This is a genomic window from Lysobacter sp. A286 (assembly GCF_054052105.1).
The window spans coordinates 1401652-1422746 of the sequence record NZ_JBSVRJ010000001.1 but is presented as its reverse complement, the minus strand read 5'-3'; the positions used below and the strand labels follow the sequence as shown (position 1 = coordinate 1422746).

The following is a 21095-nucleotide window of genomic DNA, read 5'->3' as shown; positions in this document are numbered from 1 at the left end:
GGAGGGAAGGGCTGCCCGGTCATGAATTTCCCGGGGTTGTCCATCTCACCTTCTGAGACGCGCCCGTAGTACGTTGACGCAGCAAAATCACCGCCAGTCGATCACGACTTCTGTCCGGTCCACATGGGTGGGTCGGGCAAGCAGCCAGTCAAGTCGGCCAGTCCGTTTTGATACACAGGGGCCCCCATTGGAAGAGATCCACAGTGGACTCATCGTCTACCGCGCAAGTCGCTTGGAAGGCCTGCTTGAGGCGCTGACGTATTTCGTCGACAAGCATCCGCCGAGCCAGGTGCTCGCGCCGCAGACGGTAATCGCCGCTCATCCGGGGATGAAGCACTGGCTTTCCGCGGAGTTGGCGCGCACACGTTGTGAGGGCGGTGCCAGTGGGATTGCCGCCAATCTGGACATCGTCCTTCCGAGCGCCTGGCTGGATCGGCTGGCGCTGGAGTTGCAAGGCGAGTCCGCGGTGGCGCTTGCGCCGTATCAGCGCGGGGGGCTGCGTTGGCGTATCCACGAGATCCTGCCGACGCTGGACGACGAGCAGGTGCGCGCCTATCTGAAAGGCTGCGACCAGGCGCGTCGACGGTTCCAGCTGGCCGACCGGCTGGCGCGCATCTACACCCAGTACATCGTGTATCGACCGGATTGGCTGGATGCGTGGGCCGCCGGCAAGCGCGTGCCGCTGCAGGAAGGCACCGGGTCGCGCGAGCACGATCTGCTGGCGTCGCTGTGGGCCACGCTGCGCCGGCAGATCGGGCTGCCGCATCGCGGCGAGCTGCTGGCGCAGATGCGGGCCGGGTTGGCGTCCGGGCGGCACGTCATGGATGAGGCCGAGCCGTTGCACGTGTTTGGCGTCAGCCATCTGGCACCGTCCGAGTTGAGTGTGCTGGCGGCGGTGGCGCAGCGGAGGCCGGTGGTGCTGTACGTGCCGGACCCGTGCCGGGAGTACTGGCTCGATCAGCGCAGCGACCGCGAAGAGCTGCGGCAGCGGGTCGAGACCGCCCCCTACGATCACGAAACGGAAAGCCTGTTCCTGCAGCAACGCCATCCGTTGCTGGGTGCCTGGGGCCGGATGGGCCAGCACTTCCTGTTGGCGCTGGAAGGCTTGGACATGCAGGTCGATATCCGCCATTGGGGCGATAAGTCGGAGGCGACGCCGGCTGCACAGCGACTGCCGCGGCTGCAGGAAAGCATCCGCCGGTTCGATCCGTCCCTGCTGGCACCGGTCGGCGATCTGTCCAGCCAGCGCGCCGACGCGTCGCTGCGGGTTCACGCCTGCCATACCCGCCTGCGCGAGCTTGAGGTGCTGCGCGATGCGTTGCTGAAGGCGCGCGTCGATCAACCGGACTTGCGGCCGCGCGACATCGTCGTCATGGCGCCCGACATCCAGGCCTACGTGCCGCTGCTGCCGGCAGTGTTCGGCGAGCCCGGCGAGCACCAGGGGCCGCTGCCGTACCACATTGCCGACGTGTCGATTTCGCGCTCGCACTCGTTGCTGGAAGCCTTTCGGCGGCTGCTGGACTTCCCCCAGTCGCGGATCACTGCGCCGGAAGTCGTCGACCTGCTGGGCGTGCCGGAAATCGCCCGCCGCTTTGGCCTGGCCGACGCGGATACCGGGGTGCTGGTCGGCTGGCTGCGTAACAGCCGCGTGGCTTGGGCGCTGGATGAGAAGTTCCGCGCGGGTCTGGGTGTGCCGGCCATCGAGGAGCACACCTTTGCCTGGGGCATGGATCGGATGATGGCCGGCTACATCATGGGGGCTTCTGCCGACGTTGAGGACAACGCGGTGACGCTGCCGGACGGCAAACAACTGGCGCCGCTGGCCGGCATCCACGGCCCGCAAGCCGCGCTGCTGGGCGCGCTCGACGGCCTGCTGGTGCAACTGGCACGCCTGCACGAAGTAGGCAGGCAAACACTGTCTGCAAGTGAGTGGGCCAAGCAGCTTGAGCAGGTGTTTGATGCCTTGTTCCGCATCGACAAGCGCGACGCCGACGCACGCGATGCCGAGACGCTGGTGCGCCAGTTCATCCGTTCAATCACCGGCGAGCCGCAACAGAGCGGACTCGATCCGGAGCTGGAGTTCAGCGTCGTGCGCGAGCTGCTATTGGAGCGTCTGACGGCCGCGCCGGAACGCCAGCGCTTCCTGATGGGCGGCGTGACGTTCTGCGGCATGGTTCCGCAACGGGCCATTCCGTTCCGTGTCGTCGCAGTGCTCGGCCTCAACGATGGCGACTTTCCGCGCGCGGGCAGCGATGGCGGACTGGATCTGATGACGACCCATCGCCGCCTCGGCGACCGCGACGTGCGCAGCGACGACCGCTACCTGTTCCTCGAAACGGTGATGTCCGCACGCGACATGCTGCATCTGAGCTACATCGGTGAAGGCGTGCGCAACGGCAAGCCGCGCAACCCGGCGGCACCGCTCGCCGAACTGCTGGAGGCGCTGGAAGATGCGGCCGGGCCGGATTCGGACGATTCGACAGTCGATCGCCCGTGGCTTGTCAGACATCCGCTGCAACCGTTCGACGTGCGCTATTTCGACCGCAGTGACGCAGCGCTGTTCTCGTTCAACCAAGGCCATGCGGCCATGGACAGGCGCGGCATCGATTTGTCTGCAGCGCCACCATTCGTGGGCGAGCGTCCGTCGTCACTGCCGCAGCGCAACGCCGACACGCCGCCACCCATCGCCTTGCGACCGGTGTTCGCCTACTTCCGCGATCCGGCCAAGCAGTTGCTGGCCAGCGGACTCAACCTGCGGCTGGACGCGCTGGACGAGGACCGGCTGCGTGACCGCGAGCAGTTGGAGGCGAAGTTCGAAGGGCTGGATCAGGTCGCCCGGCGCGTGCTCAACTCGGTTGTCGCGCAGGCGGAAAAAGCCGTCTCCGATGAGGCGCCGGACTGGATGCGGCTGAGCGGTCTGGTGCCGCCGGGGACGGTGGGTGAGCAGGCCTGGACCGATACCCGCAATCAGGTCGAAGAACTGTTGAAGCTCACGGGAAATTACCCCTTGTTCGATCCCTGCTTGCCCGATGCGACGCCGGTCCTGATCGATCAGCCGCTGACAACCGGGCAGGGCGATTGCCGCCTGCAGGGCGAGCTGCACCGGGTGTACGAGGTGGGCGACACGCGCTGGGTGTTCGACGCGTTTCCGGGCAAGGCCGAGGAACAGCTGGACTTCAAGGCGCGGGTGGGCTTTTTCCTCGAGTGGGCACTGGTCCGGCTTGACGATCCCTCCGGCCAGCGCGAGGTCCGCGCTTGCGTGCTGGCGAAGCCGAAAAAAGACGGCGGCGGCTGGCAAGCCAGCTTCGATACCTGGAACATCACCTTCATGCAGGCCGTCCGCGATGGAAACGAGGAGCTGCGCCGTCAGATGATCGACACGCTGCAGCGCCAGGTGACCGGCCTGATCGAGTTCTACCAGGACGCCCAGCACGCACCACTGTGGTATTTCCCCAAGACCTCGTGGGCGGCGACGAGCTCCCCGCAGAAGGCGCGTGAGGCGTGGGTGGGCGGTTTCAACATGGGCGAGCGCGACTACTCCCCGGGCTACGGTCGCCTGCTGGCTGGCGAGCGCCAGTTCGATGAAACCGATGATTACGACCAGATGCTGCAGACGGCCAATCGGCTGGCTGCATTGATCCTACTCACCCTGCCGGCGGAGGCAAGCGCATGAGCACGCAAGTCGCGCCGACGCATGCAAAAACTGAAGACTGGCGCTCGCTGTCATTGGATGCCGATGGCCGCAGTCTGATCGAGGCCAGCGCCGGCACCGGCAAGACCTGGACGATCTCAGTGCTCTACCTGCGCCTGTTGTTGGAGCAGAGGCTGTCGCCGAAACAGATTGTGGTGACGACGTTTACCGATGCCGCCGCGGAGGAGTTGCGCGAGCGCATCCGTGCCCAGTTGATCCGGGCCGAACGCTACGGTCGCCAGTTGCGGGCCCAAGGTGTGCAGTCCGACGGCGATGAACCGGCCGACCTGAAATGGCTGTACACGCACTGGACCGATGCCGGGGACAAAACGCCCGAAGACCGCATTGCCAGCGACATCAATCGCCTGCGTCTGGCCCAGGCCGAGCTCGACCTCGCACCCATCAGCACGCTGCACGGCTTGTGCCGGAAGATCCTCAGCGACTTTCCGTTCGAGAGCGGCAGCGCCTTCGGCCTCGGCGACATGGTGTCCTCTGAGAGCATGATGCAGACGCTCGCCGAGGACGTGTGGCGGCACCTGAAGCAGGCACCGCAGCCGTCGGACCAGCCCTTGCCGGATGCCAAAAGTTTCGGCGCGCTAAAGAACCATCTCGGCGCGTACTCGGCACCGGGTGTTTCGGTGCGGCTGCGCGCGTTGGACGTAGCGCCCGAGGTTGCCCTATCGGCGGAATGGGTAGGCCCGATACGGCAGTTGGTGGGCAGGAAAGTGTTTCAGCCGAGGAAAACAGCATTCAAGGTGGCGCTGGCCCAACTGGCCAATTACCTGGAATCACAACCGCGTGATCCAGACCTGCGGCCAAAGATTGTGGCAAATCTGGTTCCGGGGCCGGTATCGGATCAGATTGGCGAGGAGCACCTCGATGATCCTGAAGTGCAGAAAGTTCTCACCATCGCAGCCCATGCCGCCCAAGCGCTGGAATGGCAAGCCGCCGCACCTCGGATTGCCGCCTGGCATCACTGGGTCGAACAGACCAAGACCTGGCGCGACCAGCGCCTGACCGCCAGCGGCCAGGTGACCTTCGACGAACTGATCGAGCGGGTCGCCCGCGCCTTGCCGGAGGGTGGAAGCGCGCTGGCCGACAGCCTGTTCAAGGCCTGGCCGGTGGCGCTGGTCGACGAGTTCCAGGACACCGATGCGTTGCAGTACGGCATCCTCGACCGGATCTACCGTGACTCGACCGGCGAACCGCGCGGCCGGCTGGTGATGATCGGCGACCCGAAACAGGCAATCTATCGCTTCCGTGGCGGTGACATCCACGCTTACCTCAAGGCGCGAAGCGATGCCGGCAGCCGGTTGAGCCTGGACACCAACTACCGCTCCTCGCGCCCGATGGTGGCCGCCTGCAATGCGTTCTACGAGCTGGCCGGAACGCAGCTGAGCACCGATGCCGATCACGCCATCCGCTACGAAGCGGTCAAGGCCAGCGCACGTTGTGACGACGCGCCGTACGAGGTGGACGGACAGGCCTGCACCCAACCCTTGCAACTGCATTACTGGGCCGACTGCCCGGATGACGCCGAAAGCCGCCGTAGCGCTGCGCTGAAAGGCTGCGCCAACCAGATCGTCGAGCTGCTGAAACCCGGGAGGCATTCCATCGGTGGAAAACCCTTGGTGCCCGGCGACATCGCAGTGCTTGTGCCGGGCAATAACGACATCATCCGGCTGCGGCGGCTGTTGAACGATCGCAACGTGCCTTGCGTGTCCTCGGCCCGGAGCAGCGTGTTCGAGTCCGACTGGGCGCGTGAATTGCAGATTGTGCTGTACGCCGCCCAGCATCCACGCGACGAGGGTGCCGTACATGCGGCGTTGGCGACACGGCTGGGCGGCAAGACCTACGAGGATCTGCGGACGCTGCGTGACCAGCCGGAGCATTGGCAGGCACTGTCCGCCGGCTACGTGCGCCTCGGCGAGATCTGGAAGACGCGCGGCGTGCTGGCGTTGGTCCAGGAATTGACCCGGCAAGCGACGCCGCGGTTGTTTGCCGCCGGCGACAGCGAGCGCTCCCTGACCGACCTGCGCCATCTGGGCGAGCTGCTGCAAACCGCCAGCGAGACCTTTGCCGGTCCCGAACAGTTGCTGGGCTGGCTCGCCGAAGAGCGCGGCCGCCGCAAGGCCGACGATGGTGATGCCGCCGACGAGATGCGGCTGCGCATCGAATCCGATGCCGCACGCGTGCGCTTGATGACCGTCCACGCCAGCAAGGGGCTGGAGTTCCCGGTGGTGATGTTGCCGCTGATGTGGGCCAACACCCAGGTCACCAAGGACACAATCCAGATACTGCATGACGCGGAAAGCGGAGAGCGCATCCCCGGCTTCGGCGAGGCTGACAAGACGCGCTACCGTCAGGAGGGACAGGACGAGCGCTTCCGCTTGCTGTACGTCGCGCTGACTCGCGCCCGGTATGCCTGCCACGTCTACGTGCTGCCTCCCGGTCGCGCGAAGGACAAGAAGGGTGGGGCGGCGGATACGGATCCGCACCGTGCACCGCTCGACGCCATGATCGAGCGCATGTTGCCCAAGCTTGATGGGACCGCATCGCAGGCGTCTCTGCATGAGCACATCGTCTGGAACGCCAACGACTGGGCCTGGCCGGAGGGCAGGTATCAACCGCCTGTCGATACCAAACCAGTGTCACGCGTGGCCCTGTCCGAACCCCATACCACCGCGTTCGAGTTCAAGTGGAGTTTCACCAGTTTGACCAAGTCGCAAACCAGAATCGCCAGCTTTGAGGACGGTTCGGCCGCAGACGAGAGCGAGCAAGACGCAGGCGAACCGATCCCGCTGCCCTCACCCCAGCCCTCTCCCGCAAGCGGGAGAGGGGGAGCAGCAGAGCCGACCCCGGAACCGAACGAATCCCCCAACCGCGAACTGCTCGAACTGGTTCCGATCGCCGGCGCCGACTTCGGCAACGCGCTGCATGCGATGTTCGAGTTCCGCCAGATCGGCCAGCCGATGTCGGCGCAGCACGACCTGATTCGCCATCACCTGCTCGAAAGCGGCGTGCGTCTGGGCGAGATCGACCTGGAGACACTGATTCGGCAACTGGCACACCGCATCCAGACCACCCTGGACACACCGATGGAACTGGCGGATGGCCACGTCGTGCGGCTGGGAGACCTGCCCAGGGAACACCTGCGCGCGGAAATGGGTTTCGACTACGTGCTCGATGGCGTGGCGATGCAGCGCCTGCGCGATGCCTGCGCCCGTGCCGGTGAACCCGACCTGGTGCCCAAGGCATCGCCCCGCTATTTGCGCGGCATGATGAACGGAAAAATCGACCTCGTGTTTCAGCACGAAAGCCGCTTCTACGTGCTCGACTACAAGGGCAATCGACTGGGGGAGGCCGGCCTGTTGTCGCCCTACGCGCCCACGCAACTCGACGAAGCGATGGACCGCAGCCATTACCGCTTCCAGGCCTTGCTGTACGTGGTCGCGGTCGACCGCTACCTGCGCCAGCGCATCGGCCCGGGCTACGACCGGAGCGCGCAGTTGGGCGAGGCGATCTACCTGTTCGTGCGTGCCGTCGGCTTGGCACCCGGCACCGGTATCTGGGCGCACCGTTTCAGCGACGAGTTGATCGACGCCATCGATGCCGCACTCGCCGGCCGTGAACAGGAGGCCGCATGAGTTACCGCTTCGAGTCGTTGCCTGCCGAATCCGCCGTCGAGGCTTGGCGTCCACTGGATCGCGCGCTGTACCGCTGGGTCATCGGCCACGGCGGTTCGGCGTTGCTGGCCAAGGTCGCGGCCTGGGCCAGCCTGGCCGATGGCAATGGTCATACCGCCTTGCGCCTGTCCGGCGGCGTCGAGGGCGACAATGCAATGCCCGGATTGACGGAGGCCGACATTGCCGCGCTTGCCGACCAGCCGATGGTTGGCAAACCGGATACCGATGTCGCCGCGCCCGTTCCGTTCGTGCTGGATGCTGACGGCCGGTTCTACCTGTGGCGTAACCATCAGCACGAAGTCGCGGTGGTTGATGCGGTCAAGTGCCGTCGCGGTAATGCCAGCGCTGCCGAAGTGGCGGAGGCGGACATCGACGCCTTGTTCCATGGCATCAGCAACGACACGGTCACGCTGCAGCGGCACGCGGTTCGCTCGGTAGTCGGGCGCAAGCTGTTCGTGCTCACCGGCGGCCCCGGAACCGGCAAGACCACCACCGTGTTGCGCATGCTGTTGATGCTGCAACGCCAGTCGCCGGTGCCATTGGCGATCCAGGTCGCCGCGCCCACCGGCAAGGCCGCGCAACGGCTGGTGCAGTCCCTGCGCAAGGGCAAGCAGAACCTGCAACAGCATCCCACCAAACCGCTGCCGCAGGAGTGGCACCCCCTGCTGGAAAACGTGCCCGACCACGAGGCGCTCACCCTGCATCGCCTGCTTGGCTACCGGCCGTACGACAACGCCTTCGCGCGCAACGAGAAAGACCCGATCCCCGCCGACATCGTCGTGGTGGACGAGGCGTCAATGGTCGATCTGGCCATGCTGCGCAGCCTGCTCGACGCAGTGCGACCCGACGCCACCCTGATCCTCGTCGGCGACGCCGATCAACTGACTTCGGTCGCGGCCGGCTCGGTGCTGATGGACCTGGTCAGCGCGATGAGGGTGGAAAACGACGGGGCCGGCGCAGGCGATCTGGTGAAACTGCAACACAGCTTCCGCGCCGAGAAGTATCTGGTGGAGATCAACCAGGCCATCAATGCCGGCGATGCGGAACGCCTGAGCGAAGCGGTTGCCGCTGCCGGAACGCACGCAACGCGCATCGCCGTTGATGACCTGAAAGCGCTGGGCAACCAGATCGACCGTTGGGCGAAAGACTCAGCGGAACCAGCAACAACGCCGCCAGACACCAGCCCGGTCGAGGCCGCCCTGGACGCGCTCGCCCAACGTCAGTTGCTGTGCGCCCTGCGGGAAGGCCCCTACGGCGCCATAGCGGTCAATCTGGCCATCGAACAGCGGCTGCGCAGGCAGTGGAACGTCGAGCGCGACCGCGAGTGGTACCCCGGCCGCGCCGTCATCGTCATCCGCAATGACTACACCGCCGGCCTGTTCAACGGCGACGTCGGCATTTGCCTGGCCGATGCGGAAGGTCACCTGCGGGTCTGGTTTGAAGGCAGCCCCGGTAGATCGACGGATGGCGAAGACGCAGGATTTACCCGCACGCTCCGCAGCTTCGCCCCCAACGCGTTGCCACCGCACGAAAGCGCGTTCGCCATCACCATCCACAAGAGCCAGGGCTCCGAATACGCCCACGTCGCTGTGCTGCTGCCGCCCGATGCCGAAAGCCGGATCCTCTCGCGTCAACTGCTCTACACCGGCGTGTCCCGGGCCAAGGTGTCGGTCGAGCTGTGGGCGGCCGACGACGCACTGGCCACGGCAGTCACCCACACAGTCCAGCGACAGGGCGGGGTGGCTGCGAAGCTGGCCCCAACAACCCGTCATCCCCAATAACCCGTCATCCCCGCGCAGGCGGGGATCCATGGACTTCAAGCCGTTGATTGGCAGAAGCGACTTGATCAGAACTTACCTAGTGGGGCGCGGTGGCCACCGGATGACGGATGCGATCATGCAGTGATTTTTCGCCGCGTCTCGCCCCGACGCGGCACGCTACTGTGCATACGCAATCATTGCAATCGCAACGATCGCCAGGACAATCGCGGCACGGTTCCAGCGGCTTGTTTTCTCGCCGAACACCGCCACGCCGACCAGCGTGCCCAGTACCACCACACCGATGTTCATGGCCGCGAACACCACCGCCGGACTGTCAGGCAGGGCCTGATGGGCGTGGACGTAGAACACGATGTTGCCGAGGTTGAGCAGGCCCAGCAGCAGCCCGGCACCGAGGTTGACGACGCTGAACCGGGCGGTGCCGCGCAGGTGGCGGGCGATCTGCCAGCCCAGCATCAACACGAATGCCAGCGCGAACGCAACCTGGAGTGATGCCATCGACGAGGTGCCCGATTGGGCGATCAGTTTCAGCAGCACATCGACCAGTGCGAAGCCGACCCACACCGTCAACAGCGGCAGCCAGGCCTTCGCGCTGGACGCGACCCCGTTGGACGGCCGTACGACAATCCCCGCCACGGCAATCAAGCCCAGTGCCAGACCGACCAGTTTGATGCCGCCAGCGTGTTCGCCGAACACGGTGAATGCCGCCACCAGCGACAGCAACAGCGACAAGCGTTGGGCGACGTCGGTCCGCACGATGCCGGCTTGCCGCACTGCCGAGGCCAACACCAGAAACAGCGACGGCAGCAGCACGGCCAGCCCCAGCAACACCAGCCACTGGGTGCCGCCGTCGCGCAGGCCGTCCAGATCCGGCCGCAGCAGCAGAGCGCACAGCACCGCGGCGGCCAGGTAGTTCCAGGTGACCATCTGCGCCACGTCCAGCCGGCCGCGGGGCGCGAGCTTCAGCACTACCGAGACCAATACGCTGCATACGGCGCTGAGCAGGATCAGATGCATGGGTGCGGCCACGGCAACATTGCGAACCAGACCGGTGTCGCAGCAATAAGGGTCGGGATATCGATGGGCATGGCTCTGGTAGCGACGTGGGGCGAGGCGCGAAGCGATGGATTCTACCGGTCGACCTCTGCGGTGACCTGGGACCGCCTGCGGCTGCTATTCCCGTCAACCTGCGCGACAATAGGCCGTTGGTCTTCGCTGGTTGTCTGATCCGCGGCGGTGCATCCGCCGTCAGGCCGGGCCTCATACCCATAATTTCCTTATCAGGAGCTGGACATGTTCAGCCATTTGCCGCTTTACGCCGGTGACCCCATTCTTTCGCTGCAACAGGCGTATCTCGCCGAGCCACGCGCCGACAAGGTCAATCTGGGCATTGGTGCCTATCAGGACGAGAACGGGGCGATTCCGACCCTGCGCTCGGTGGCAGCGGTGCGTCCGGCGCTGGCGGCCGAGATGGGCCCTGCGCCGTACCAGCCGATTGCCGGTTCGAAAAGCTACCGCGATCTGGTCACCGAGTTGGTGCTGGGCAGCGACCGCTACCAGCAGGTCGGCGAGCGCACGGTGGCGATCCAGTCGCTGGGCGGCTCGGGCGCGCTGCGGGTGGGTTGCGACCTGTTGAAGCGCTACTTCCCCGATTCGCAGGTGTTCATCAGTGCACCGTCGTGGCCGAACCACCAGGCGATCTTCGAGGCCGGCGGTTTCAAGGTCGGCTCGTATCGTTATTTCGACACGGCGACCAATGGCGTCGATTTCGACGGCATGCTGGCCGACCTGCAGGCAATGCCGGCGCGCAGCATCGTCATCCTGCATCCGGCCTGCCACAACCCGACCGGTGCCGATTTGACCCGCGACCAGTGGGACGCGGTGATCAAGGTGATCGCCGAACGCAATCTGTTGCCGTTCCTGGACATGGCCTACCAGGGCTTCGCCGAGGGCATCGACGAGGACGGCTACGCAGTGCACGCGATGGTCGATGCGGGGATCTCGCTGCTGTTGAGCGTGTCGTTCTCGAAGACGTTCTCGTTGTACGGCGAGCGTTGCGGCGCGCTGGTGGGCGTATCTGCGAATGCCGATGAGGCCAAGCGCCTGCTCAGCCAGATGGAGATGTCGATCCGGGCGAACTATTCCAGCCCGCCGACCTTCGGCGGCAAGATCATCACCCAAGTGCTGGCCGATGCCGCCTTGCGCCAGGACTGGATGGACGAGGTCGGGGAAATGCGCACGCGCATGCTGCAGATGCGCCAGCGCTTGCACGCCGGCATGAAGGCGCGCGCGCCGTCGTTGAACGTGGACTATCTGCTGAGCCAGCGCGGCATGTTCAGCTACACCGGCATGAGCGCGGCGCAGGTCGAGCGGCTGCGGGCCGAGCACGGTATCTTCGCGGTCAATTCCGGGCGCATCTGCGTCTCCGGGCTGCGCGATGACAACGTGGACCGGGTGGCCGAGGCGTTCGCGAAGGTCATGCACGACCCCGGGCAAGACTGATGGGGAAGCCGCGCGGCCAGGTGAAGCTGGAAGGGTTCAACCACCTCACCAAGGAGTTGAGCTTCAATATCTACGATATCTCCTATGCCATGTCGGAGACGCAGCGCCAGCGTTACATCGAGTACATCGACGAGGAATACGACGCCGACCGGTTGACCGAGATCCTGCTCAAGGTCGCCGATATGATTGGTGCGACGGTGCTCAATGTTGCGCGTCAGGATTACGACCCGCAGGGCGCGTCGGTCACGATCCTGATGTCGGATCGCCCGGCCCTGGCCGCGCCCGAACCGGGGCAGAACACGTCCAGCGACAAGCACAAGCGCACGGTCGCGCACCTGGACAAGAGCCACGTCACCGTCCACACCTATCCGGAGATGCATCCCGACAACGGGATCGCGACCTTCCGGGTGGACATCGACGTGGCGACCTGCGGGTTGATCTCACCGCTGGAAGTGCTGGATTACCTGATCGAGCAGTTCGATTCGGACGTGGTGATCATGGATTACCGCGTGCGCGGCTTCACTCGCAACGCCAAGGGCAAGAAGCTTTTCATCGACCACAAGATCAACTCGATCCAGGAGTCGATCTCAAAGCGACTGCTGAACAAGTACGAGTTCCGCGACGTCAACGTCTACCAGGAAAACATCTTCCACACCAAGATGCACCTGAAGAACTTCAACCTGGACGACTATTTGTTCAGCGAGATGGCACATCTGTTGCCGTTTCGCGAGCGGATGCGCATCGAGCACCTGCTGCGCAAGGAGATCATCGAGTTGTACCAGGGCTACGCCGAGCGCTGAGGCAGGGGCGTAGACTGGGCGCGTTTCCCCGGTTTCGGATGCGCCATGTTTGAGCTCGATGCCCTGTTGCTTTCCAGGATCCAGTTCGGCTTCACCATCTCGTTCCACATCATCTTCCCGGCAATCACGATCGGGCTGGCCAGTTATCTGGTGGTGCTGGAAGCGGCTTGGCTGCGCACCGGGAGGTCCGTCTACCTCGACATCTACCACTACTGGATCAAGGTGTTCGCGGTCGCGTTCGGCATGGGCGTGGTCTCCGGCATCGTGATGGCGTACCAGTTCGGCACCAACTGGAGCGAGTTCTCCCGGTTCGCCGGTGGCGTCACCGGGCCATTGCTCGCCTATGAGGTGTTGACGGCGTTCTTCCTGGAGGCCGGCTTCCTGGGGGTGATGCTGTTCGGCATGAAGCGGGTCGGCCCCGGGCTGCATTTCCTGTCCACCTTCATGGTGGCCCTCGGCACGCTGATTTCCTCCACCTGGATCATCGCCTCCAACAGCTGGATGCACACGCCGCAGGGTTACGAAATCATCGACGGCCGGGTGGTGCCGGTCGATTGGGTAGCGGTGATCTTCAATCCGTCCTTTTTCTACCGGTTGCCCCACATGGTGACCGCCGCGTTTCTTGCCGTGGCGCTGATCGTGGCGGCCAGCGCCGCCTGGCACATGTTGCGCGGACGTGCCGACCCGGCGATCAAGACCATGTGGTCGATGGCGATGTGGATGGTGCTGTTCACTGCGCCAATCCAGGCGGTGATCGGGGATTTCCATGGCCTGAACACACTGGAGTACCAGCCGGCCAAGATCGCCGCGATGGAAGGGCACTGGGAGCATCCTCCGCGGGGCAAGGGCGTGCCGTTGATCCTGTTCGGGATCCCGGACATGGAAGAGGAGCGGACAAAGTACCAGGTGGCCATTCCCCGGTTGAGCAGTCTGATCCTGACCCATAGCCTGGATGGCGATATCCCGGCATTGAAGGACTTCCCGGCGGCGGACCGGCCCAATTCGTTGGTGGTGTTCTGGACGTTCCGGGTGATGGTGGGCCTGGGGACCTTGATGATTCTGCTGGGCTTGTACGGGGCGTGGTCCCGATGGCGCGGAAGGTTCCACGAGTCCAGGCTGCTGCTGAAGTTCGCCCTGGCCATGGGACCGGCAGGGCTGGTTGCGATCCTCGCCGGCTGGTACACCACCGAGATCGGCCGCCAGCCGTGGATCATCCACGGAGTGATGCGGACCTCGGAGGCCGTGTCCGCGCACAGTGCGACCCAGGTCGGCCTGACCCTGGCGATCTTCATCGTGGTGTATTTCGCGTTGTTTGGAGCCGGCACTGTCTATTGTTTGCGGATCATTGCTGCCGGGCCGGATCTGGCCGATGACAACAGGTCGCCCGATGGCGGCCCGGGCCAGTCACGCCAGCCAATGCGACCGATGTCAGCCGCAACCGACGGCGAGACGGACCACGACATGCACCGCAACAGCACGCATCACGGGAGGATGGACTGATGGGTATCGACCTGCCGTTGGTGTGGGCCGTCGTGATCCTGTTCTCGATCATGATGTACGTGGTCATGGACGGGTTCGACCTGGGCATTGGCATGTTGTTTCCGTTCATCCCGGAGACCGAACACCGCGACGTGATGATGAATACCGTGGCGCCGATCTGGGACGGCAACGAGACCTGGCTGGTAATGGGAGGGGCCGGGTTGCTGGCGGCGTTTCCGCTGGCCTATTCAGTGGTGCTGACCGCGCTGTACCTACCGCTGATACTGATGCTGGTGGGGCTGATCTTTCGCGGTGTCGCGTTCGAGTTCCGCTTCAAGGCGGTGCCCGACAGGCGGCAGAAATGGGACTGGTCGTTTGCCCTGGGCTCATATGCAGCGACTTTTTTTCAGGGTGTGGTCCTGGGCACCTTCATCAATGGACTGGAGGTAAGCGATGGCCGCTTCGTCGGCGGGCCGCTGGACTGGATCGCACCGTTCCCACTATTCACCGGACTGGGCCTGGTGGCCGCCTACATGTTGCTGGGCAGCACCTGGCTGCTGATGAAGACCGAGGGACCCTTGCACGATGATATGCGGCGGCGGACGCGACATTGGCTGTGGACGCTGTTGGTCACCATCGCCGGGGTAAGCGTCTGGACCGCACTGGCGCACCCGCAGATCGCCGAGCGCTGGTTCAGCCTGCCCAATCTGTACTTTTTCGCGCCGGTGCCGGTACTGGTTGTGGTGGCCTCGTACTACCTGCTGCGCGAGCTGCGCCGTGACGCCCACGCCTCCCCGTTTATGCTGACGCTGGCCCTGGTGTTCCTGGGTTACAGCGGGCTGGGAGTCAGCCTGTGGCCGAACATCATCCCCCCCGACATCTCCATCTGGGAAGCGGCCGGGCCACCCCAAAGCCTGGGCTTCACCTTGGTAGGCGCGTTGCTGGTAATCCCGATCATCCTGGCGTACACGGCGCTGAGTTACTGGGTCTTCCGCGGCAAGGTCCGCGCCGAGGACGGTTATCACTGATGCCTCGTGAGCCGGGTCGTCGTTGGTGGTCGCGCATCGGATGGCTGGTGCTGATCTGGGTGTTGAGCGTGGCGAGCCTGACGCTGGTGGCTTTACTGTTGAAGCTGGTGATGCGCTCGGCGGGAATGACGACCTGACCGCGACCCAGCCGGTTGTCCGGCGGTCATTTCATTGGGCGGCATTGAAGGAACCGGACCGGTGCGTCGCTGCTTGGTGGCGGCTGTAGCTGTACCCGCACGCTGTGGATGCCGTTGCGCTGGAGCGTGCCGCAAATCCGGTCGACCTGCTCATCGTTCGCATTCGACTGCAGGTGAACCAGAAACGTCGACTGGGTCGCCCAGGAGGCGCGCTCGATGCCGGGCAGTGTCGATACCTGCGTCGCGGCGTTCAAACGCTGCGCCGGTGCGTCTTCATCGGCTTCCGGACTCGCGGTCCCGGGCGCCGATGGCTGAGGTGCATCGGCGAGGTTGCCGGACGGTCGCGCAGGGCTCGCCGACGATGATGCAGCGGGCAAAACGACGGTGTCGCCCGCGTCGCTGGATTGGGTCGACAGAGCCATCGCCACACCCGCGCCCAGCAGCAGCGCCACCAGCCAGACCAGCATGGTTGCCCGGATTGTCCGGGCGCGCGCGCGGCTGCCCAGGTCCTGATGCAAGCTTGGCGGCAACAACGGCTCGATCAATGGCCACAGGGTCGCGCCGTCGATCAGCTCGATCCCCTGCGGCTGCTTGCGGGCGCTGGCCTGGATGGTGCCCAGGGTAGCGAGGATGCCGCCACTGGCCTGGCTGTCATGTACGGCGTGGGCCAGCTGGCTGACCATGGCGTCGTTGATGCGGTAATTGACTCCTTGCTTGCAGCTCAGCAGCCACACTTGGTCGCCCCGGGTGAGCAGCAGGTCGGCATTCTGTCCGCGGTCAGCGTCGGGTGCCAACCGGCTGGCATTGAACCCCTGTGCCTGCAAGGCTTCGATAACAAAGCGCGAGAACTCCCGCCAACGCATGGCCGCCAACGTTCGCAGGCCTGCGGCAGCCACCAGTTGTTGACGGTGAACCAGCCACAACCAGCCCGTGGCTGCGCCGCCGGTCAGCAGCGTTATCACCAGCGCAGCGATGGTCAATGAAACGGTTGACATTCGTGTCCTGACATTGCATTGACGCCCCAAGGCTGGCGCGTCCAGAGTGGCGAAATATACGTCAACGCCGGTCGACAAAAAGTGAGCTGTGGCTCGCCCGGACGAGCCGTGGTGACGTTAGCCAAAGCGCCGCTCCAGCACGCGGCGAATCTCGGCTTCGATGGCGCCCTTGAAGGCTCCGAGCATGAATCCCAGCTCCGCGGTGACATGAATTTTATCGGCCAGCAGCGCGATGTGTCCGTCGATTCCGGCGCGGGTGAAGTTGAGGATGTCGTCGTCCCAGTCGCACTGCACGCCAAAGCGCTCAACCAGCTTGTCGGCGAGTTCCTGCATCCCCAGGCGAGCCTGGGCCGGGGCCATGGAATGGGGATGGGTGATATCAATGCTGGCCATGCGGCTCTCCCTGGACGAGCGCGTATTGTGGACTTGGATTGCGTGGGTTCAAAGTACGCGCTGCGGTCAACAATCGTGCCGGACCGATAGGCGTGGATGCCGCGCCGTGCTAGATTGCCGCCGCGTGGATGCCCTCAGACTGCAATTCCCAAACCGTGACCGTGACGACCTGGTGTTGAGCCAGGGCGTGCACGCTATTGGGCGTGGCGCGGATGGACAACTTTGCCTGGTTGATCATCCCGACCAGGCCGCGATCCAGTTTTGTGTTGACCGTCGCGGCGTCTGGCTGCAGCTGCGCGAGGGCGCGCAGGGCCTGCATGTCAATGGGCGCCCGGTGCGTCGCATGGCGATGCTGCGCGCTGGGGATGCGGTGCACATGGATGGCGTTGAGTTGACCCTGCTGGGGCGGCAGCCCGAGCCGCTGCCGGTTGATCCGACTACCAGCGCGTCCGCTGCGCGCCACACCGTCTTGCGCGGCGTCGGTGGTATCCACCATGGGTGTTGTTTCACGCTCGACGCACCTTGCACGGTCGGTCGCCAAGCCGGATCCGATGTCCATATCGGGGAACCGGGAATTGCCGAGCAGCATGTCCGGCTGGAACCTCACCGCGATGGCATCGTGCTGCGTGATCTGGGCTCCAGCGATGGCAGCGTGGTCAACGGTTATCGCGTCCGCGAAGGCTTGTTGCGTCCGGGCGACCAGATCGTGTTCGGCGCCAATCATCGTTTCGTGCTGGAAGCGCCGCTGTCCTCGCCGCGCATGACGGGATCACCGGATGTCGAGGCGGCGCCTGCCGAAGCCGCTGCGGCGGGTCAGCCGAGGCGCTCACCGGTCGCATCATCGCTGCGGCGCCTGCCATGGTTATTGCTGGCGGCGGCGTTGCTGGCGGGCGCGTTGGCGTTGCTGTTGCTGTACGGGGTGCGATAGCCGGGGCGCGATAATCAGGTTTGATGGCGGCAGCCAGAGGTAGTTGCGATGTTGGTGCGGTGCGGCATACTGCGCCATCACCTCAGCGGAGCGTCCGATGTCGCGCGCTTACAACTTCAGTGCCGGTCCCGCGACACTGCCCGAGACGGTATTGCAACAAGCGCGCGAGGAGTTGCTGGAATGGCGCGGCGCGGGTGCGTCGGTGCTGGAGCTGAGCCATCGCGGCCCCGAGTTCATGCAGGTCGCCGCCGAGGCCGAGGCCGATCTGCGCCGCCTGTTATCCATATCGGACGACTACGCGGTGTTGTTCCTGCAAGGCGGAGCGACGACCCAGCAGGCGCTGATCCCGCTGAACTTCGCAGCCCCCGGGCAAATTGCCGACTACGTGGTTACCGGCCATTGGGGCGTCACCGCCATGAAGCAGGCGCAGTCCTGCGTGGACGTTCGCATCGCCGCCGATGGGGCGTCCGGTGGGTTTCGCGCCATTCCCACCCGAGACCAGTGGCGGCTGTCCGACGACGCGGCGTACGTTCATTACACCGCCAACGAGACCATCCACGGCGTCGAGTTTCCCGGTATTCCGTCGGTGGGTGATGTGCCGCTGATCGGTGATTTCAGCTCCAGCATCGCCGCCGAGCCGATTGATGTATCCCGTTTCGGCGTGATCTACGCGGGCGCGCAGAAGAACCTGGGGCCGGTGGGACTGACCGTGGTGATCATCAGGCGCGACCTGTTGGAGCGCGCTGGCCAGCCCCGCGCGCCGATCCTCAACTACCGCGAGCATGCGGCGCGTGGCTCGATGCTCAACACACCGCCGACGTTCAACTGGTACCTGGCTGGTCTGGTGTTCAAGTGGATGCTGGCCGAAGGCGGCGTCGCCGAATTTTCCCGGCGCAACGCTCGCAAGGCGGCGTCACTGTACGCCGCCATTGATGGCTCGGATGGCTTCTACCGCAACACGGTGGAGGCGGAAGCGCGTTCACGGATGAATGTGGTGTTTTCCCTGCGCGATCCGGTGCTGGAGCCCATTTTCCTGGAAGAAACGGCGCAAGCGGGTTTGATTGGGCTGCGCGGGCACCGGGTCGTGGGCGGTGTCCGGGCGTCGATTTACAACGCGATGCCGGAGACGGGAGTGCAGGCGCTGGTCGAGTTCATGAATGACTTCAGCAAGAGGAACGGCTGAGATGGTTGCCAAGGCCAAGACCCCGACGTTGGGCGTGTTGCGTGAGCGCATCGACGGTATCGACCGTACGATCCAGGAGTTGATTGCCGAACGCGCGCAGTATGCCAACCAGGTCGGGAAAGCCAAGGGCGACCTTGCCGCGGCGATCGATTATTACCGCCCCGAGCGCGAGGCACAGGTGCTGCGCCGGGTGGTGGACCGCAATGACGGGCCGCTCGACAACGAGGTACTGGTACGCGTGTTCCGCGAGATCATGTCGGCCTGCCTGGCCCAGCAAGAGCCGCTCAAGATCGGTTACCTGGGCCCGGAAGGCACGCACTCGCAGCAGGCGGTATATAAGCATTTCGGCCATTCCATCCACGGCCTGCCGCTGGGCAGTATCGAGGAGGTTTTTGGCGAGGTTGAATCGGGCGCGGCGGATTTCGGTGTGGTGCCGGTGGAAAACTCCACCCAGGGCACGATTCAGTCGACCCTGGATACCTTCCTGGGCTCGGAGGTGAAGATCTGTGGCGAGGTCGAGCTGCGCGTGCACCAGCACCTGCTGTCGCGCAGTGGCCGGCTTGAGGACATCGAGCGGGTCTATTCGCACCCGCAGTCGTTCGCCCAGTGCAAGGCATGGTTGCGCCAGTACCTCCCGCATGCCGAGAAGATTCCGCTGGGCAGCAACGCCGAGGCCGCGCGCCGCGCCCGCAATGCCGATGATGCCGCGGCCATCGCCGGTATCAGTGCCGGCACCGTCTATGGCCTGAAAGCCGTTGCCGGCCCGATCGAGGACCGGCCGGACAATACCACCCGGTTCCTCGTGCTGGGTCGGGAACTGTTCCCGGCGTCCGGCAATGACCGCACCTCACTGCTGATCTTCATCAAGGACCAGCCCGGCGCGCTGCATCATGTACTGGCACCGTTCGCGCGGCATGGTTTGAGCATGAACCGGATTGAATCGCGCCCCGGTCATACCGGCCGTTGGCAATACGCGTTCTTCGTCGATGTCGGTGGGCATATCGAGCAGGAAGCGATGTGCAAGGCGCTGGCCGAGTTGGATGAATTTGCCGAGCAGGTCCGGGTGCTCGGTTCCTACCCGGTGGCGATCACGTGAGCGATGCGGCACGCGAGGACTGGGTTGGCCGGCCTGGCCATCCTTTGCGTGGCAGCGTGCGGGTTCCCGGAGACAAGTCGATCTCGCATCGAGCGGTGATATTGGGTGCGCTCGCCGATGGGGAGACCCTGATCGAGGGCTTCCTGCAGGGTGAGGACACTCGTGCCACTGCGCGCATCCTTGGCCAGTTGGGTGTACGGATCGAAAACCCGGAGGCGGGCAGCTGTCTCGTCCACGGGGTCGGGCTCCACGGCCTGCATGCAAGCGCCGAGCCGCTGGACTGTGGCAACGCGGGTACCGGCATGCGCTTGCTGGCGGGGCTGTTGGCCGGACAAGCCTTCGATAGCGTCCTGGTTGGTGACGCCGCGTTGTCGCGACGACCGATGCGTCGGGTCACCGATCCGCTGGCCGCGATGGGCGCCCGGATCGACACCGATTTCGACGGCACGCCGCCGTTGCGCATTACCGGCGCTGCGCCCCTGCAGGGGATCGACTACGCGTTACCGGTGGCCAGCGCACAGGTGAAATCCGCGCTGCTGCTCGCCGGGCTGTATGCACGTGGTTCGACGGTCGTGCGCGAGCCTCATCCCACCCGTGACTACACCGAACGCATGTTGGCGGCGTTTGGCTGGCCGGTTCAGTTCGAGCCCGGTCTGGTGCGCCTGAGCGGCGGCCACCGCCTGCAGGCGATACCAGTTGTGGTGCCGGCCGATTTCTCATCGGCCGCGTATTTTCTGGTGGCCGCCAGCGTGGTGCCAGGCTCGGAATTGCGGCTGGAGGCTGTCGGGATGAATCCCCGCCGTACCGGTCTGTTGCAGGTGCTGCGACAGATGGGTGCCGACATCCGCGAAGAGCAGCGCAGCAATGCCGGCGAGCCGGTCGCCGACCTTGTGGTCAGACACGCACCCTTGCATGGCGTCGAGGTGCCGGTGTCGCTGGTGGCCGACATGATCGATGAGTTCCCGGCGCTGTTCATCGCCGCCGCCTGTGCCCGGGGGCGCACCGTGATCCGGGGCGCGGCCGAGCTGCGGGTCAAGGAGTCCGACCGGATTGCGGCAATGTCGGCAGGCCTGCGGACGCTGGGGATCGCAGTCGAGGAGACCGCGGACGGCGCGATTATCGACGGCGGCAGCTTCGGCGCCGGCGTGGTCGACAGCCACTCGGATCACCGCATTGCCATGAGCTTCGCGGTTGCCGCGCAGCTGGCGAAGGGCGAAGTGGAAATCACCGATGTCGCCAACGTCGCAACGTCGTTCCCCGGTTTTGTCGAGATGGCCGACCGCATCGGCATGGGGCTGCAGCCTCGTTGCGGACGCACGGACGGGCCGTCCACGCAGCGCGACTGAGGCCCGTTGTCCCGTCGGTCCGGCACTGCCGCGACCGCTCAGTCCGACAAGTT

The 21095-nt window shown here is 65.0% G+C and carries 16 protein-coding genes; 12 read left to right on the top strand and 4 right to left on the bottom strand.

The window, feature by feature from the left end; all coding sequences use genetic code 11:
- Positions 1 to 187 precede the first annotated feature (187 nt).
- From recC to recD, 3 genes are read left to right on the top strand one after another with little or no spacing between them, the layout of a single operon-like run.
- Positions 188 to 3673, top strand: coding sequence for an exodeoxyribonuclease V subunit gamma (gene recC / locus ACW7G0_RS06510; protein ID WP_456988438.1), 3486 nt, complete (start codon positions 188 to 190; stop codon positions 3671 to 3673).
- Positions 3670 to 7338, top strand: a complete 3669-nt coding sequence (locus tag ACW7G0_RS06505) for a UvrD-helicase domain-containing protein (protein ID WP_456988437.1) — start codon at positions 3670 to 3672, stop codon at positions 7336 to 7338. The genes recC and ACW7G0_RS06505 overlap by 4 nt, the downstream gene beginning before the upstream one ends.
- Entirely contained in the window at positions 7335 to 9158 is a 1824-nt protein-coding gene (recD, locus tag ACW7G0_RS06500) for an exodeoxyribonuclease V subunit alpha (protein WP_456988436.1), read from the top strand. Before ACW7G0_RS06505 ends, recD begins: the two co-directional genes overlap by 4 nt.
- Positions 9159 to 9314: 156 nt before the next feature.
- On the opposite strand, the gene ACW7G0_RS06495 is transcribed toward recD, so the two are convergent.
- Positions 9315 to 10172, bottom strand: coding sequence for an EamA family transporter (locus ACW7G0_RS06495; RefSeq protein WP_456988434.1), 858 nt, complete (start codon positions 10170 to 10172; stop codon positions 9315 to 9317).
- Positions 10173 to 10448: 276 nt separating this feature from the next.
- On the opposite strand from ACW7G0_RS06495, the gene ACW7G0_RS06490 reads away from it, so the two are divergent.
- The 5 genes from ACW7G0_RS06490 to ACW7G0_RS06470 are packed head-to-tail and all read left to right on the top strand — an operon-like array spanning position 10449 to position 15101.
- Positions 10449 to 11657, top strand: coding sequence for an amino acid aminotransferase (locus ACW7G0_RS06490; RefSeq protein ID WP_456988432.1), 1209 nt, complete (start codon positions 10449 to 10451; stop codon positions 11655 to 11657).
- Positions 11657 to 12457: an adenosylmethionine decarboxylase gene (gene speD / locus ACW7G0_RS06485; protein WP_456988430.1), complete on the top strand. Its 801-nt coding sequence runs from the start codon at positions 11657 to 11659 to the stop codon at positions 12455 to 12457. The genes ACW7G0_RS06490 and speD overlap by 1 nt, the downstream gene beginning before the upstream one ends.
- 45 nt (positions 12458 to 12502) lie before the next feature.
- Positions 12503 to 13957, top strand: coding sequence for a cytochrome ubiquinol oxidase subunit I (locus tag ACW7G0_RS06480; protein ID WP_456988428.1), 1455 nt, complete (start codon positions 12503 to 12505; stop codon positions 13955 to 13957).
- Complete coding sequence (gene cydB, locus ACW7G0_RS06475) at positions 13957 to 14964, top strand: cytochrome d ubiquinol oxidase subunit II (RefSeq protein WP_456988426.1); 1008 nt, start codon at positions 13957 to 13959, stop codon at positions 14962 to 14964. Before ACW7G0_RS06480 ends, cydB begins: the two co-directional genes overlap by 1 nt.
- Positions 14964 to 15101, top strand: a complete 138-nt coding sequence (locus tag ACW7G0_RS06470) for a DUF2474 domain-containing protein (protein WP_456988424.1) — start codon at positions 14964 to 14966, stop codon at positions 15099 to 15101. The genes cydB and ACW7G0_RS06470 overlap by 1 nt, the downstream gene beginning before the upstream one ends.
- Positions 15102 to 15127: 26 nt before the next feature.
- Here ACW7G0_RS06470 and ACW7G0_RS06465 read toward each other — a convergent pair whose 3' ends face one another.
- From ACW7G0_RS06465 to ACW7G0_RS06455, 3 genes are all read right to left on the bottom strand, one after another.
- Positions 15128 to 16096, bottom strand: coding sequence for a restriction endonuclease (locus ACW7G0_RS06465; RefSeq protein WP_456988422.1), 969 nt, complete (start codon positions 16094 to 16096; stop codon positions 15128 to 15130).
- 117 nt (positions 16097 to 16213) lie between these two features.
- Complete coding sequence (locus ACW7G0_RS06460) at positions 16214 to 16489, bottom strand: polyhydroxyalkanoic acid system family protein (RefSeq protein ID WP_456988421.1); 276 nt, start codon at positions 16487 to 16489, stop codon at positions 16214 to 16216.
- A 109-nt stretch (positions 16490 to 16598) separates the two neighbouring features.
- Positions 16599 to 17078, bottom strand: coding sequence for a hypothetical protein (locus ACW7G0_RS06455; protein ID WP_456989516.1), 480 nt, complete (start codon positions 17076 to 17078; stop codon positions 16599 to 16601).
- On the opposite strand from ACW7G0_RS06455, the gene ACW7G0_RS06450 reads away from it, so the two are divergent.
- The 4 genes from ACW7G0_RS06450 to aroA all read left to right on the top strand — a co-directional run bounded on the left by ACW7G0_RS06450 (position 16959) and on the right by aroA (position 21042).
- The gene (locus ACW7G0_RS06450) at positions 16959 to 17417 is read left to right on the top strand and encodes an FHA domain-containing protein (RefSeq protein WP_456989471.1); all 459 of its coding nucleotides are present in this window, start codon (positions 16959 to 16961) and stop codon (positions 17415 to 17417) included. The two genes, ACW7G0_RS06455 and ACW7G0_RS06450, sit on opposite strands and share 120 nt — an antisense overlap.
- Positions 17418 to 17514: 97 nt before the next feature.
- Positions 17515 to 18600, top strand: a complete 1086-nt coding sequence (gene serC / locus ACW7G0_RS06445) for a 3-phosphoserine/phosphohydroxythreonine transaminase (RefSeq protein ID WP_456988419.1) — start codon at positions 17515 to 17517, stop codon at positions 18598 to 18600.
- A gap of 1 nt (position 18601) precedes the next feature.
- Entirely contained in the window at positions 18602 to 19696 is a 1095-nt protein-coding gene (pheA, locus tag ACW7G0_RS06440; protein ID WP_456988418.1) for a prephenate dehydratase, read from the top strand.
- Positions 19693 to 21042, top strand: coding sequence for a 3-phosphoshikimate 1-carboxyvinyltransferase (gene aroA, locus ACW7G0_RS06435; protein ID WP_456988416.1), 1350 nt, complete (start codon positions 19693 to 19695; stop codon positions 21040 to 21042). Before pheA ends, aroA begins: the two co-directional genes overlap by 4 nt.
- Positions 21043 to 21095 lie beyond the last annotated feature (53 nt).

Coding starts and splice junctions, on each gene's coding strand:
- ACW7G0_RS06505 (WP_456988437.1), top strand. CDS start 3,670: ATGAGCACGCAAGTCGCGCCGACGCATGCAAAAACTGAAGACTGGCGC.
- recD (WP_456988436.1), top strand. CDS start 7,335: ATGAGTTACCGCTTCGAGTCGTTGCCTGCCGAATCCGCCGTCGAGGCT.
- ACW7G0_RS06495 (WP_456988434.1), bottom strand. CDS start 10,172: ATGCATCTGATCCTGCTCAGCGCCGTATGCAGCGTATTGGTCTCGGTA.
- ACW7G0_RS06490 (WP_456988432.1), top strand. CDS start 10,449: ATGTTCAGCCATTTGCCGCTTTACGCCGGTGACCCCATTCTTTCGCTG.
- speD (WP_456988430.1), top strand. CDS start 11,657: ATGGGGAAGCCGCGCGGCCAGGTGAAGCTGGAAGGGTTCAACCACCTC.
- ACW7G0_RS06480 (WP_456988428.1), top strand. CDS start 12,503: ATGTTTGAGCTCGATGCCCTGTTGCTTTCCAGGATCCAGTTCGGCTTC.
- cydB (WP_456988426.1), top strand. CDS start 13,957: ATGGGTATCGACCTGCCGTTGGTGTGGGCCGTCGTGATCCTGTTCTCG.
- ACW7G0_RS06470 (WP_456988424.1), top strand. CDS start 14,964: ATGCCTCGTGAGCCGGGTCGTCGTTGGTGGTCGCGCATCGGATGGCTG.
- ACW7G0_RS06465 (WP_456988422.1), bottom strand. CDS start 16,096: ATGTCAACCGTTTCATTGACCATCGCTGCGCTGGTGATAACGCTGCTG.
- ACW7G0_RS06460 (WP_456988421.1), bottom strand. CDS start 16,489: ATGGCCAGCATTGATATCACCCATCCCCATTCCATGGCCCCGGCCCAG.
- ACW7G0_RS06455 (WP_456989516.1), bottom strand. CDS start 17,078: ATGCTGCTCGGCAATTCCCGGTTCCCCGATATGGACATCGGATCCGGC.
- serC (WP_456988419.1), top strand. CDS start 17,515: ATGTCGCGCGCTTACAACTTCAGTGCCGGTCCCGCGACACTGCCCGAG.
- pheA (WP_456988418.1), top strand. CDS start 18,602: ATGGTTGCCAAGGCCAAGACCCCGACGTTGGGCGTGTTGCGTGAGCGC.